The organism is Algoriphagus chordae (genome assembly GCF_003254055.1).
GTDB lineage: Bacteria > Bacteroidota > Bacteroidia > Cytophagales > Cyclobacteriaceae > Algoriphagus > Algoriphagus chordae.
The window spans coordinates 335,530-350,535 of record NZ_QKZT01000002.1 but is presented as its reverse complement, the minus strand read 5'-3'; the positions used below and the strand labels follow the sequence as shown (position 1 = coordinate 350,535).

General features: G+C 40.4%; 10 protein-coding genes. 9 read left to right on the top strand and 1 reads right to left on the bottom strand.

Features of this window, described 5'->3' with window-relative positions:
• The first annotated feature begins 11 nt into the window (after positions 1-11).
• The 3 genes from LV85_RS03545 to LV85_RS03535 are packed head-to-tail and all read left to right on the top strand — an operon-like array spanning position 12 to position 5,179.
• Positions 12-1,922, top strand: coding sequence for a hypothetical protein (locus tag LV85_RS03545; protein ID WP_111316801.1), 1,911 nt, complete (start codon positions 12-14; stop codon positions 1,920-1,922).
• A 30-nt stretch (positions 1,923-1,952) separates the two neighbouring features.
• Complete coding sequence (locus LV85_RS03540; RefSeq protein WP_245942123.1) at positions 1,953-3,632, top strand: arylsulfatase; 1,680 nt, start codon at positions 1,953-1,955, stop codon at positions 3,630-3,632.
• Between the two features lie 29 nt (positions 3,633-3,661).
• Positions 3,662-5,179 carry a sulfatase gene (locus tag LV85_RS03535; protein WP_111316800.1) on the top strand — a complete coding sequence of 506 codons (1,518 nt, stop codon included), beginning with the start codon at positions 3,662-3,664 and terminating at the stop codon, positions 5,177-5,179.
• Between the two features lie 34 nt (positions 5,180-5,213).
• Here the strand turns inward: LV85_RS03535 and LV85_RS03530 are convergent, their stop codons facing one another.
• Entirely contained in the window at positions 5,214-5,651 is a 438-nt protein-coding gene (locus tag LV85_RS03530; protein ID WP_111316799.1) for an Lrp/AsnC family transcriptional regulator, read from the bottom strand.
• A gap of 131 nt (positions 5,652-5,782) precedes the next feature.
• On the opposite strand from LV85_RS03530, the gene LV85_RS03525 reads away from it, so the two are divergent.
• The 6 genes from LV85_RS03525 to LV85_RS03500 all read left to right on the top strand — a co-directional run bounded on the left by LV85_RS03525 (position 5,783) and on the right by LV85_RS03500 (position 14,931).
• Entirely contained in the window at positions 5,783-6,193 is a 411-nt protein-coding gene (locus LV85_RS03525) for a VOC family protein (protein ID WP_111316798.1), read from the top strand.
• A 362-nt stretch (positions 6,194-6,555) separates the two neighbouring features.
• Positions 6,556-7,164, top strand: a complete 609-nt coding sequence (locus LV85_RS03520) for an RNA polymerase sigma factor (RefSeq protein WP_158531129.1) — start codon at positions 6,556-6,558, stop codon at positions 7,162-7,164.
• A 191-nt stretch (positions 7,165-7,355) separates the two neighbouring features.
• Entirely contained in the window at positions 7,356-8,363 is a 1,008-nt protein-coding gene (locus LV85_RS03515) for a FecR family protein (RefSeq protein WP_111316796.1), read from the top strand.
• Positions 8,364-8,480: 117 nt separating this feature from the next.
• Positions 8,481-11,915 (top strand): SusC/RagA family TonB-linked outer membrane protein, encoded by a 3,435-nt coding sequence (locus LV85_RS03510; RefSeq protein WP_111316795.1) that lies wholly within the window; start codon positions 8,481-8,483, stop codon positions 11,913-11,915.
• A 45-nt stretch (positions 11,916-11,960) separates the two neighbouring features.
• Positions 11,961-13,439 carry a RagB/SusD family nutrient uptake outer membrane protein gene (locus LV85_RS03505; protein WP_111316845.1) on the top strand — a complete coding sequence of 493 codons (1,479 nt, stop codon included), beginning with the start codon at positions 11,961-11,963 and terminating at the stop codon, positions 13,437-13,439.
• A 1-nt stretch (position 13,440) separates the two neighbouring features.
• The gene (locus LV85_RS03500; RefSeq protein WP_111316794.1) at positions 13,441-14,931 is read left to right on the top strand and encodes a sulfatase family protein; all 1,491 of its coding nucleotides are present in this window, start codon (positions 13,441-13,443) and stop codon (positions 14,929-14,931) included.
• Positions 14,932-15,006: the final 75 nt, after the last annotated feature.

Below are 15,006 nucleotides of genomic sequence, written 5' to 3'. Positions count from 1 at the left end.
ATTCGACTGAAATGAAAAGAAGGGAATTTATCCATACAACAGCATTGACTGGCATCGGTCTATCGCTGCCATTTGCTAATCTTTTTGCCAAAGTAGATCCTAACACTTTTCACTCAGAAGAATATAGAGTTTTGGTTTTTAGTCTTTTAAAGGATTGGTGTGATGGGATGATTAAGGTTCAAATTATTAATCCTTCTGATCCTAACGTTCACGGTTTGCTGGATTGCCCAGCTTGCGAAACCATACACGGAAGGGTTTCTGATGCTGTTTACCCTTTTTTCTATATGGCTGAGGCAACTGGAGAAAAGAAATACCTGGATGCGGGGATTGCCGTGTTTGAATGGAGCCAAAATGTCTCCCAACCTGATGGCAGTTGGACGAATGATGTAGATCCCAATTCTTGGAATGGGACTTCCGTATTTGGTGCAATAGCGCTGGCGGAGACTCTGAAATACCACGGGGATTTGCTGGCAACCGGACGTCGACAGATCTGGACTGATCGCCTTGGCGAGGCGGCAGAATTCATTTATAGGAAATTTCCTGCCATCGATGCAACTAACGTGAACTACGGAGCGACCAATATTTATGCGATGAATCTGATTGGGAATTTGCTGGATGAGCCCAAGTACATAGCCCTCAGTAAAAAACTTGCAGCGGAGGTAAAAAAGTATTTTACTGCTCCCAATTCATTATTGTATGGTGAGGTAAAACCTTCTGCTCACAAACTAAGTGAAAAAGGGCTTCCAGGAGTGGATTTAGGCTATAATATAGAAGAGTCCCTCAATAGTTTGGCTTTATATGCTTTACATGAAAAGGATGAGGAATTGCTGGAGTTGGTGCAAAAGTCTTTGGCAAGTCATATGGAGTTTATGTTGCCTGATGGAGGTTTTGACAACAGCTGGGGCACGCGAATGTTTAAATGGACCTATTGGGGCAGTCGAACCTGTGATGGTTGCCAACCCGCATTTAGTCTGATGGCTGGTTATAATCTAGCTTTTGGGACCGCAGCATTCAAAAACACCGAATTACTCAAACGATGTACGGCTGATGGATTACTTCATGGTGGTCCACATTACCTTTCACATGGGATTAAACCTTGCGTCCATCACACATTTGCCCATGCCAAATCACTGGCGGTGATCTTGGATCATTGGGATCAAATGCCAACAATAGATCAATCGAATCCACTTCCTAGAGCCAAGGCTGATGGGTTAAGATATTTTGAAGAATTGGATACAGTCCTATTTTCAAGGGGAGATTGGAGGGGAACTGTTTCTGCCTATGATGCTGAGTATTATCCTAAAATGGATCTCCGGCAAGCAACAGGCAATTCTTTAGGAATGCTTTATCATAATAAAGTAGGCTTGCTTTGTGTTGCAAGTTTGGCTGTTTATAGATTGATGGAGCCTTTAAATCAGCAGGATGCTCCCGGAAAAGACATTGCCCTTACACCTCGCTTGGAGACTTTTCAGGAAGGTGAATGGTTTACCAATCTTTATGATTTACCAGCCTCTTTTTCTACAGAAGATCAAAATGGTGAAATCCGCATATGGGGAGATGTTAAGTTAAAAAATGAAGCCAGGGAGATTTTACAAGACTCCGCTTCTGGCTTTAGGATCACTTATCTCTGTTCTGAGAAGGGCATGCAGATAAAGGCAGAAACTAGGCAAGTATTGAAGCAGCAAACCTCATTTACAATCCCCATTATTTCCAAAAATACTGAGCCAGTCGAACAGCCAGAGGATCATGTGATCATCATTACCAAGCCTGAGGGCATAGTAAAAATTGAAGCAAATGTCCCGCTGACCATTATAGAAACAGAGAAAGGCAGGACTTTCAATATGGTGCCCGGCGTGGAAGCCCTGCCTATCAAGGCAGAGTTTGTTACACAAGCTGTGGAGTTAAGGATAACGGTGATTTGAGATTATTTGACTAGGAAATTATATAGAGGGATGATGCGATACATTTATATAAAACTAGATGCCTTGACCTGCTTCTTTTTGATGGATGTGACAAACCGTTTGAAGGCACATCAGGCAAAGAACGATCTGTTTTATTCGGTTGATGACTTTAGTTCCAAGCTTAGCAGCGGCGACAATACATTCATTACAAAAATCTTAGCTGTTTTGGTTTCATCCTTATTAATCTTCTCCTGTACTGAAAAGAAAGAGGAAAGACCCAATATCATCTTGATAATGGGAGACGATATTGGTATTTCGGATATTGGCCCTTATGGGGGAGAGATCGAAACCCCAAACCTTGATCGTTTGGCAGAGGGAGGATTGAGGTTCACTACTTTTTACAATATGGCCAAGTGCAATCCCACTAGATCGTCGCTGCTAACTGGCCTGTATACTGGGGGAAATGGCGCTGTACACCTGGCAAATTTGACCAAAAACGCAGGCTACTCGAATATTATGAGTGGAAAAGAACACTTTGATCCATGGGTGCCTGAGTACTGTAAGGCAGAGAATGTATTCGACCATTCATTTTATTTTTGGGCGACTACAGAATATTTCTTGCCTCCCTCCGGGGAGTTTGAGGAACCGTTTTTTCTTGAAGGAAGGGAATTAAAGGCGACTGAAATTGAATATGAAAAGTCGCCGATGTATAAGACGGATTTCATCACGGACTATGCTTTGAAATGGTTAAAGGAATCCTTTCAACAGGATGCCCCATTCTTTCTCTACCTGCCTTACCATGCCGCCCATTTTCCGCTACAGGCCCGACCTGAAGACATAGAAAAGTATAGGGGGAAATATCGTGTAGGGTGGGATAAGCTTCGGCAGGATCGTTTCGAGCGAATGCAAAAATTGGGAGTGCTCCCACAGTCTGCAAAATTAAGTCCGCCGGAGGATAATTTGAACAAAGCTCGTGGACCGTTCATCTCTGATTATACAGATTATTACCCATGGGATAGCTTGTCTGAAGGGCAAAAAGACTCGCTGGATCTTGAAATGGCGGTGTATGCTGCAATGGTTGACCGTATGGATCAAAATATCGGACGGGTTTTGAAGCTGCTCGAGGAGCATGGGAAGTTGGAAAACACATTGATCATGTATTTGAATGATAATGGGTCCTGTCCCTTTTACACAAACAAGATTCCGGATGTACAGCCGGGCCCTGCCGACTCCTACTGGAGTTTGCGTACCTCCTGGGCGAACTTAGGAAACACGCCTTATCGACAATACAAGCAATGTGGCCATGAAGGGGGGAGCCATACACCTTTTATAGCTTATTGGCCAGGTAAGATAGCGCCCAATACCATTACGCAACAGCCAGGACATGTCGTAGATATCGCCCCTACATTTTTGGATTTATTGGATATACAATATCCAGACTCTATAAAAGGCTATCCTACTTTACCGCTTCATGGAAGTTCGTTATTGCCTGTTTTTTTGGGAGAAGAGCGAAAGGAACCAGACTATTTTATGTCAGGCCTGGAAAAATTCAGGATGTTTAGAAGTGGAGATTACAAAATTGTCAGACTCAACGGCGGGGCTTGGGAATTATACAATATTAAAGATGATCCCACAGAGCTTGTGAATTTGGCTGATTCCTTACCCGATAAAGTCAATGAATTGTCAAATTATCATGCTAGCACCCAGTCGGATAAAATCAAGAAGCCTTAGCGACTTCAATTACTCTATCGAACCATGATATGAATAAGATAATACGAGTACTTCTGTTTTTCCTTTTTTTGTGTCTGCTGTCCGATTCGATAGCGCAAACAAGCGACGGGCCTTCGGATAAGCCCAATGTCCTGTTTATCTCCGTTGATGATTTGAATAATTGGATAGGGGTCCTCAATAATTACTCCCATACCAAGACGCCCAATATTGACAAACTGGCGGCCAAAGGCGTGCTTTTTTCCAACGCGCACAGCCAAGCTCCTCTGTGCGGTCCTTCAGGGGCTTCGGTCATGACTGGATTGCGTCCCTCGACTACTGGGGTCTACGGGATGATCAGTGACGAAAAAATCAGATCTGAAAATCCGACGACCTCAGAAATAACTTTTCTCCCCGAGTATTTCAGAGAGCAGGGCTATCATACCATGGGTATCGGAAAGTTGTTTCATGACCATGCCCCAGAAGGACTTTTTGATGAGTCGGGAGGAAGGAAAAAAGGTTTTGGACCTTTGCCTGATGAGCGATATGTGTGGGACGCTTATGGTACTTCAGATCGCAAAAACTATGGACGTACCAGTACCGATTGGGGAGCTTTTCCTGAATACGATTCCCTGATGCCGGATCATCAATCAGTGGATTGGGTGATTGAACGATTAAACAAGGAATATGACAAGCCCTTCTTTATGGGCTTGGGATTTTTGAGACCACATGTACCGCTCTATGTTCCTCAAAAGTGGTTTGACATGCACCCTCTGAGTGAAATTCAGGTAGCTCCTTACCTGTCAAATGATCTCGATGATATTCCGGATGTTGGACTTAAAATCAATGATTTGCCCATGATGCCCTCTACCGAGTGGGCGATTGAATCCGGTGAATGGAAGAAAATAATCCAAGCCTACTTAGCATGTGTCAGTTTTGTCGACTACGAGATCGGACGGGTAATGGATGCACTGGAGGAAAGCGGGCATGCCGACAATACCGTGATTGTCCTATGGTCAGACCATGGTTATAGACTGGGGGAGAAAGGGACTTTTGCCAAGCATGGCTTATGGGAGTCTGCCACCAAAGCCCCGTTGCTCTTTGTCGCTCCAACTCTACCAAAGGGAAAAGTGATCGACTCTCCTGCTGAGATGCTCTCAATCTATCCGACGCTCTTGGAACTATGTGGTCTGCCGGCATATGATAAGAATGAGGGTAAAAGTCTGGTGTCAACCATGCAAGGAAAAAGTCATGAGAAAAAGGCATTTGCCCTTACAACCTACGGAATGAATAACCATGGAATCAAGGCTGATGGTTTTCGGTACATTCAATATGAAGATGGGACTGAAGAATTGTACGACCATACGATTGATCCCTATGAATTTTCTAATCTCGCAGGTAACCCAACCTATGCAAAGAAAATCAGGAAAATGAAGAAGCTGTTGCCAAAGTACAATTCCACCTGGGACCCGAACTCTTCCTATACTTTTCAGCCCTATTTCGTGGAGCAAAAAGCCCGGACAAGCGGCACAGACGGCAAGTCGGTGAAGGTGATTGGAACGGATAGATAGCTTTGGAAGTTAGGTTAGCTTCTTCACATTCCCTTTACTTAATGCTTTTGGTTTTACCGGAAGTGATATCTGACAGTATCAAGTGGGTGGTCGTATGCCCATATTCCATGATGGAGTCAATAAAACGCTGCAGGTGAAGTTGATCCTTTAATACCAATCTCATATGGATATTGTCACTTCCCAAGATTCTATGGCATTCCTGAATTTCCGTATAGTTGGGGACTATGGTCAGGAATTGCTTGAGTTTGCCATGAAAAATTTTGAGTAACATAAATGCTTCGATTGAATTTCCGAGATGAGTGTAATCTAGCTCTAGGCTATATTTTTTAATAAGGCCTGAGATCTCCATTCTTTGGACCCTCTCCCTGGCCGAAGAAGGGGAAAGCCCAACTTTACGTCCTATTTCTGCGAAGGAAGCCCGAGAATTCAGCTTCAATTCATCCAATATTTTTAAATCTAAGGTGTCTGCCATAAAATCGTTGTTACTTGTTTGTAAATATCAACGATTTTATGGAATAATTAAAGTATTTGAATTGATTCAATTTTATGTAAATCCGATTTCAAACTAATTTTGCTTAGTTTCATTTCTAATTTTATTTCCCCATGAGTGCATTTCATTTTGCTTTTAAAGTAAAAGATATTCCTTCCACGCGTAAATTCTACCTAGATGTTTTGGGCTGTGAGGAGAGAAGGTCTACCGAAACTTGGCTTGATTTTAATTTCTTCGAGAATCAACTTTCAGCTCACATCAGTGACAATTTTCCGGAATTGGATTACTGCGGGAAAGTAGATGGGATTAAGGTTCCAATCCCACATTTCGGATGCTTATTGGAAGCCCGAGAATTTGAAGATGTTCAACAAAGGCTGGAAGATGCAGGGATAGAGTTTGTGATCAAACCACAAAAGAGATATGCCGGCGGAGTGGGAGAGCAGCTGACTATGTTTGTATTTGACTTTAGCGGCAATCCTATAGAATTCAAGTCCTTCTCAAATAAAGATGAAGTGTTTTCCTAGTAGCATAACTTGTTTTTTCTTGATTCCTTATCCTTTCTGAATCAAGATCAATTTTTATCAGGAAATTCATGCTTAAACTAGTTATTAGTATGATTTTACTTTTATAAAGCAAATAAAATATGGTTTGAGGAATCGATAAAGAGAATTATTTTTTATAGTCTCGTCCCCTATAGTACAGGATGGAAATGGATTCTACACAGCTGATATTAAGTGGTGATTAGCTAGTGAGTTTATGATTTAGAAATGATATATACTTTCTAATTCTATAAGTAGTTAGTTTCAAATTGAAAATGCTTAATAGATAAACCCAGATCCCCATGGCCTCTCAGTCCTCCAATAAGCTATTACTACATAGGATTTCGGTGGATTCAGACAAGGCTGCTTTTACTGAACTTTTTAAAAGGTATCATTCAAAACTGATCACATTTGCTACCTGTTTTTTACCAAATTATGAAGAGGCTGAAGATATGGTTTCAGAAGTCTTTATAAGACTTTTGCAGAATCAATCACAACTAATGGAAATAGATAATTTTGAAGGATACCTATATTATTCTGTAAAAAATCAATGCCTTAATCAGCTAAAAAAGAATAAAAGAAAGAGTAGTTTATTTTCTCCAATTGATCTGCAGGATTTTAAAACCAATGAATATACCCAGCCTCTGGAGCAACTAGTAGCTTCAGAATTGCGCGATAAAATAGCAGGCTGTGTTGATAGATTGCCTCATAAAAGAAGGCTAGTCTACAAAATGATCAAGGATGATGGGCTAAAAATCAAGGAGGTTTCCAAATTGCTTGATATTGCCGAAAAAACTGTGAAGAAACACTTGGAATTAGCAGTAAGGGATTTAAGAGCAGAAATTTCGGTTTATATCGAAACTCAAAATAGTGCCCCGAAAATCATCCCGATTTCTTTAAAAGTAGGCAGTTTAGTAACATTGGTCGTGTTGATTTCCGATTTTTTTAAGTTCTAACCTAACTTTTTTAAAATATAGCAATTCAGTCCAGCCCAAAAGCTTTTATTAATCCTATAGCTGATTCATTGTTTGGGAAATGAATTTCATTTGTATCATTTGTTCTGCTTATTTGATCAGGTTTGAAATAAAATTTCATAAAATATTCGAAGTGCATTACGCCTTTTGATTCTTAAAGTTGTCTTGGTAAGGTGAATGTACCTGAAGATCAAATCGACCTTATTCTTTCAAAGTGGCTGACAAACACTGCTAGCCAGGAGGAACTTTTAATCCTGGAAAATTGGGCAAACCTGTGTGATGAAAATCTGGAGGTATTTGAAACATTTAAAAAAGTAACTAACCAAAGTACTCCTGAGCCGATTTTAGTCAATTTGGAAGAAAAGGCCAATGATATTTGGGAGAAAGCTCATCAAAAAAAGTCCACTAGTCAGAGAAAGTGGCGGATTGTATTCAATTATGCGGCGAGCATTTTCTTAATGGCAGCATTGGCGATGAGTATTTTTTACTACCAGCAGCTAGAAAAAGGAAAAGACAATGAGGTAGCGGCCGAAGTTCCAACTTTCATTTTTAGAGAGAATAAGCCCGGTCAAAAAACTAAAATTTTTCTACCTGATGGTTCAGTTGTTTACCTGAATAGCAGTTCTAGTATCAAATATTTAAGCGGATTTGTCGGAGATGAGAGAAGGGTTTACCTAAAAGGAGAAGGCTTCTTTGAAGTTGCTAAGGATAAATCCAAGCCATTTATAGTTGAGAGCAGATCGTTTGAAACCATCGCCTTAGGTACCGCTTTTAATGTGAAAGCATTTGAGGAGGAGGATTTACGGATTTCATTGGTGGAAGGAGTAGTGAGTATAAATCAACTTTCAAATGCAGACAATTCTTTAATTCTAAAGCCTGGAAAGGAATTGTTGCTTTCATCAGATTCCAAAACTTTTTTAGAGCAAGACTTTGATTTAGAAGAGGTTGTTGGCTGGAAAGAAGGGAGGTTGGTTTTCACGCAGGCTAATCTTCCTGAAGTAAAACTCAGTCTCGAGAGATGGTATGGAGTTCAAATTGAATTAAGAGGAAAAGTGCCTTCCAACTGGAAAGTGACTACAGTATATGAGAACCAAAGCTTGAAAAACGTATTAACTGATTTACAATACTCTAGAAAATTTGCCTATGAAATAAAGCATTCGAATGTGACGATCACATTTTAAAAAAACAGAACCAATGGGTTCGTACCCCATTGATTCTGAAGCAGCATAACTAATTTGTTTGGACGCACATTAGCTATGCCTAATTAAATACTTGTCAGTACTCAATAACCCAAAATTATGATAAATAAACCTTTACTGCTATTACTGCGGATGACAAAATACACCCTGTATGGTTTTTTGTTTCAAATGCTCGTATTGAACGTGGTACTTGCCCACTCAATCAAAGCCCAAAAAATCGATGAAGTTTATGTGAAAGTTTCTTTTAATGAAGAGAAACTGCTGAACGTGCTACATGAAGTGGAGAGGCAAACTGAGTTTCAGTTTACAATTCATGAAAATGAAACCTATCTCAATCAAAAAGTATCTGTAAGATCTAATAAGGTTTCTGTAGAAGACTTACTTAAGGAAATTGGTAGCCAAACTGGCCTGAATTTTCAACAGGTAAATAGAAATATTTCTATGTGGCTTGCCCAGGACAAGAGCGCGGCAACGGAAGATCTTACTCAAATCAGCGCTATAAGTATTTCAGGTCTTGTCAGTGACAATACCGGAGCGCCCTTACCAGGAGTGACAATAATCGTCGAAGGCACCACCAGCGGAACTGTATCTGATATTGATGGGAGATATTCTATTGAAGCTGAAGCAGGTGATGTCTTGGTGTTTTCATTTATAGGTTTCAGTCAGCAAAAAGTAGCTGTAGCAAACCAAACAGAAATCAATGTGACTATGCGTGAAGATGAGCAGGCATTAGATGAAGTTGTAGTGGTCGGATACGGAACTCAGAAGAAGGAAGATGTCACTGGGTCTGTGGCCACTGTCAATGAAAAAACGATCAAGGATCTTCCCGTTTCTTCGGTCGATCAAAAAATGATTGGCCAAGTTGCAGGTGTTCAGATTCAGCAGGTATCAGGCGCTCCAGGCGCAGGTACCTCTATCAAGATTCGGGGCAGTGGATCCCTTGGAGCTGGGAATGAGCCTCTTTATGTAGTGGATGGTATGCCTTATTCCTCTGGGATGAACCAGTCTTTGAATCCTTTGGCATTCATTGACCCAAATAATATAGAGTCTATCACAATCTTAAAAGATGCTTCTTCCACAGCCATTTATGGTTCTAGAGGAGCAAATGGTGTGATCATGATCACTACCAAAAAGGGCACTTATAACCAGACTAATATTACTTTTTCCGCTATGGCCGGAGTTCAGCAGGTACCACAAAAAGGTAGACCAAATATGCTGAATCAGAGAGAGTTTGCCCAGCTACAGCGAGATAGAATTGACCTTGAAGTAGATTTAAGGGAGAATAGAGAGTCTACCTTAGAAGACTATCCTGCAGAATATAGAGATCTAGATGCGCTTACTGGGCGAGGTACGGATTGGTATGATCTCATTCTTAGAGATGCTCCGATTCAAGATTACAATTTCAATCTTCAAAAGGGGACAGAAGATTCTCGTATTAATTTCAGTCTTGGGTATTTTAATCAACAAGGTGTTTTGAAGGAAACTGGTATAGAGCGTTTTAGTACGAAACTTGGGATTGAAACAGATATCACTCCTAATCTAAAATTAGGTGTCTCGATACAACCCACCTATATAAGCCAGCAACGAGCGAATACAAACCTTAATAGGGAAGATGTCTTAGGTGTGAGTATTTGGGCAAACCCAATTTCTACTCCTTATGATGAAAATGGAAATCTTAAACCATACATAGTAGCTCCTCAAAGCAAATTTCACTCAGCATGGAGCTTCGCTAATCCATTGTATGTACTGCAGGAAATGACTACCGAGCAGAAGTCCTTTCAAAACCTGGGCTTAGCATTTTTGGAATGGAGCATATTACCAAACCTTCGTTTCAGGTCTTCCTTGAATACAATTTTGGAAGCATCTAAGTATTTTCAATATGTTCCTAGCACCGTGGGGGGATCTAATAGACCGCCTACTGCAGGTACAGGTAACTCTACAAATACCCGATACAATAGCTTCAATTGGTTGGTTGAGAATACAGTTAATTACGATTTGAGTTTTGGAGAACATTCATTCAACTCCTTACTGGGGTATACCATCCAACGCTTTAATTCCAATAATATAAATTTGAATGCCAGCCCTTATCCGAATGATTTGATAACAACGATCAACGCGGCCCAAGCTATTAATTCATGGGGTGAGGCAGTAAATGAGTGGAGTATGATTTCATATTTGGGAAGAATCAACTATTCATTCAAAGAGCGTTATTTATTCACCGCAACTTTTAGAGCGGATGGTTCTTCACGATTTGGGAGTGATAACCGTTTTGCAATCTTTCCCTCATTAGCGGGTGCATGGAGAGTGTCAGAAGAGGAGTTTTTCAATGACATATCCTGGATAGATAATTTGAAGTTAAGAGTCAGCTATGGCAAAAGTGGAAATAATAACATCGGGAATTATGCTCATTTGGCTAATATCAGCGCTGGGTCCTATGTCTTTGGAAATACTCAGGTGACTGGCTCCAGTGTTGGGATATCCAATCCTAGTCTGACTTGGGAAGAATCAAATCAAATCGATGTGGGATTGGATTTTGATTTTTTCAATAGCCGCGCCTTTTTCATGATTGATTATTTCAAGAGAAGAAGCAATAACATGTTGCTGGAAGATGTGATACCTGCCATCACTGGATTTAATTCTCAAACAATTAATCAAGGAAGTGTTCAAAACACAGGGATAGAAATCGCTTTGGGAGGAACACCTATCGCTGGTGAATTTAGTTGGAATATCAGTGGGAATGTCGCATTCAACAGAAACGAAGTACTTTCTTTGAATGATAATACGGTGAGAATTTTGTCGGGCAACAATGATGGGAATCCTACACATATTTCAGTAGTGGGGAAGCCTATTGGTCAATTTTTCGGTTTTGTACTTGAAGGAGTATATACGCCAGAATACTTAAGCCAGCCTGGGGTAGTTAATTCTCCGCAGGTCTATGAAGGAAACGTAAAATATAAAGATGTAAATGGTGATGGATTTATCAATGATGTGCTTGATTACACAATCATTGGTAATCCCCATCCAGACTTCATCTTCGGACTTACCAATAATTTCTCTTACAAGAACTTTGACTTAGGGGTAATTATAAACGGTCAAGTTGGTGGTCAAGTCATGAATGGCTTGAGACAAACCACGGATAATTTACAGGGATTTTTCAATGTAGATAGAGATTGGGAGCAAAGATGGAGGAGTACTGAGAACCCAGGTGATGGTATTCATTCCGGAGTGCCAAAATTGAAGCCAAGCTGGGGACATAGAGTATCAACGCTGTGGGTGGAGGATGCTTCTTATTTGCGTATTGCAAATTTGACTTTGGGATATACCATTCCATCGAGCTTGTCTGAGAAAATGAAAGTATTAAAGAGTTCAAGACTGTATTTTACAGTGCAAAACTTAGCCATGTTTACCAATTACAAAGGAGCAAATCCTGAAGGCCAGGCAGCGAACCAGAATAATACTTTGGTTCCTGGTTTTGATATGACATCGTATCCGCTGTCTAGGACTATGTCATTGGGAATTAATCTTTCTTTTTAATCTGGAATGAAAACGATGTTCCATCACAAGCTAAATTATTGCATTATGAAAAAGTTACTATATATAGTTCTCTTATTTACTATTACTTCCTGCGCGGATGATTTCTTGGAAATTTACCCTGATACCACATTGAGTGAAGGCAATTTCTATCAATCTCAGGAAGAGTTTATTCTCTTAGCCAATGGCTGTTATATACCATTAAGAGACATTGAGAAAAATACGCACTGGGTTATTGCAGAGTTAATCTCTGACAATACCAGTTTTCAATATAATATCTTGACGGGTGAGGCTGTGCGAGGCGTTATTGATCAGTTTATCATTACCGCTGACAATAGGGCTTATTCAGAGTTTTGGAATTTGTCTTACAATGGAATAAATAGAACCAACAAACTGCTGGTAGAGATAGATAGGCCTGAAGTAGCATGGTCAGATTTAGCGTATAAAAGCAGATCTTCTGGAGAGGCTTACTTCCTCCGCGCTTTATATTATTTTAATCTGGTAAGGCAATTTGGAGGTGTTCCATTAGTGCTGACTCCAATTAGCGCTCAGGAAGCACTTCAAATGGGTAGGGTAAGCGAGGAAGAGATATACGCCAGTATTATCAGTGATTTGAATTCAGCGATAGATCAGTTTGCTTTGGCTACCCAATTGGAGGAAAATGGTAGAGCCAATTTGAATGCTGCCTATGGCTTATTGGGTAAGGTTTATCTGACAGTGAAAGAATATGACAATGCGGAAAAGGCACTTAAAAAAGTGATTGATTCGAATAAATATTCACTGTTGCCAGATTATGCGGATTTATATGATCCAAGTAACAAGGATTATACAGAAACCATTTTTAGTGTGCAGTATTCCGAAAACAGCCGAGAGCTTTCTAATCGATTTATCTTCATGTTCGCGCCTTGGAGTTCAAAAGGAAGTATTACACAACGTCCTAATATTAATATTATCTCTGCTGGCTGGAACCAGCCAACAATGGATTTGTTGAATGCTTTTGAAGATGGGGATAAAAGAAAAGATGTCTCTATAAAATTCTGGAATGGTCCCGATTGGGATGGTGCGGTGAGAGATATACCGTACACCGGCAAGTTTAAGCCTCCAATCTCTGCGCCTGATGATCGCACGGGAGACAATTTCCCGGTATTAAGATATTCCGATGTGCTATTGATGTATGCTGAGGCTTTGAACGAGCAAGGAAAAACTGGAGAGGCCTTGCCTTACGTTCAGCAAGTGCGTGATCGAGCAGGGTTGGATGCTTCTCTGTCTGGCTATGGAAAAGCAGAACTGGAAGAGTTGATAGCCAAGGAGCGCCAAGTTGAGTTTTGCTTTGAGAATCAGCGTTGGTATGATCTAAAAAGAACAGACAAAGCTATAGAAGTAATGACTGCTCATGGACAGCGGGAGTTGGCTCAAAAAGATTTTCTATACAACAGCGCCTACCAAATTGATCCCCATAAGCTATTAGCTCCCTTACCAGCCGAGCAAATACTTATTAATAGTTTAACCCAAAATCCAGGATATTAATATGACTGACATTGTTAATTTATTTATAGTTAAGCTTCGAGATTACAAATTCCTAGTGGGGTTGAATCTTTTGCTCCTTTTCAATTATGTAGTTCCATTTAAGTCCTTAGCCCAAAGCGAAAAACCGAACGTAATATTCATCCTCGCCGACCAATGGCGGGCAGACGCTGTGGGATATGCTGGAAATACCGATGTGATCACACCAAATCTCGACAGGTTAGCCAAAGAAAGTCTGGTTTTTGATAATGCCGTAACAGTAATGGCGGTTTGTGCACCTTGGAGGGCTAGTTTTCTGACAGGACAATACCCTCTTACAAATGGTGTTTTTTACAATGATAAGCCTCTTCCTTCCGAAGCTTTGACAATGGCTGAGATCTATAAAGAGCAAGGTTATCAGACAGGCTACATAGGAAAGTGGCATTTAAATGGTCATAAAAGGGGAGAGGATGCCTTTAGCGCGAGAGACAAACCGGTGACTAAAGACCGCAGGCAGGGATTTGATTATTGGAAAGTGAGGGAGGTGACACATGATTATAACAACTCCTTTTACTTTGATGAAAATGATGAAAAGCAATATTGGAAAGGATACGATGCTTTTTCACAAACGGACAGCGCGATCAGTTATATCAAAAAAAACAAGGATAACCCATTCTTATTAATGATGTCTTGGGGACCGCCTCATAATCCCTATCAAACTGCTCCTCAGGAATATCAGGAGATGTATGATGCGGCTTCCTTAACTCTTAGACCAAACGTTCCTGAAAATTTACAGGATAGTGCCAGGAAAGTTATTGCCGGGTATTACGCTCATATAACAGCTTTGGACAAGGCAATGGGCGATTTGATTGAAACATTAGAATCTGAAGGTCTTACAGAAAATACGATTCTGGTATTCACCTCAGAACATGGGGATATGCTGTTTTCCAAAGGATTTTTGCGAAAGCAAAGACCTTGGGATGAATCTATCAAAGTACCTATGTTGATAAGATATCCAGATAAGATCAATAAATCCAGGAAGATCAAAGGACCAATAGATACTCCTGATTTGCTTCCCACCTTGTTGGGATTAAGTGATATCAGTATTCCTAATAGCATAGAAGGAACTGACTTTTCTTCTGCGCTGCTCAGTGGAAAAGATATCGAGAATGATGGAGCACTGATAATGTTGCCGGTTCCATTTCATGAATGGAATTTTTCGAATGGTGGTAGGGAATATAGAGGAATTCGTACTGAACGGTACACGTATGTGAAGGATCTGCAGGGACCTTGGTTGCTATATGACAATAAAAAAGATCCCTTTCAAAACAAAAATCTAATTAATCAATCAGCGTATTCAGAGCTGCAGGATTCCTTGGAAAAAATACTTCAAGCCAAGTTGGATGATACAAATGATTCCTTTTTACCAGCAGATGATTACATGAGTCAATGGAATTATCTGTATGATAAGCAGGATAGTATTAGAGCTCCAGATTACCTCCAAATGAACAGATAATTTTAAATCGTATCTCAAAGTAAAGATTATACTAAATAGGTGGGTTTACTAGTTAAAGCCGGCGGATCTGTGATC

Excerpts from the sequence above, each read along its gene's own strand:
- LV85_RS03535 (WP_111316800.1), top strand. The coding sequence starts at position 3,662 with ATGAATAAGATAATACGAGTACTTCTGTTTTTCCTTTTTTTGTGTCTG.
- LV85_RS03500 (WP_111316794.1), top strand. The coding sequence starts at position 13,441 with ATGACTGACATTGTTAATTTATTTATAGTTAAGCTTCGAGATTACAAA.
- LV85_RS03540 (WP_245942123.1), top strand. The coding sequence starts at position 1,953 with ATGATGCGATACATTTATATAAAACTAGATGCCTTGACCTGCTTCTTT.
- LV85_RS03525 (WP_111316798.1), top strand. The coding sequence starts at position 5,783 with ATGAGTGCATTTCATTTTGCTTTTAAAGTAAAAGATATTCCTTCCACG.
- LV85_RS03505 (WP_111316845.1), top strand. The coding sequence starts at position 11,961 with ATGAAAAAGTTACTATATATAGTTCTCTTATTTACTATTACTTCCTGC.
- LV85_RS03510 (WP_111316795.1), top strand. The coding sequence starts at position 8,481 with ATGATAAATAAACCTTTACTGCTATTACTGCGGATGACAAAATACACC.
- LV85_RS03530 (WP_111316799.1), bottom strand. The coding sequence starts at position 5,651 with ATGGCAGACACCTTAGATTTAAAAATATTGGATGAATTGAAGCTGAAT.
- LV85_RS03545 (WP_111316801.1), top strand. The coding sequence starts at position 12 with ATGAAAAGAAGGGAATTTATCCATACAACAGCATTGACTGGCATCGGT.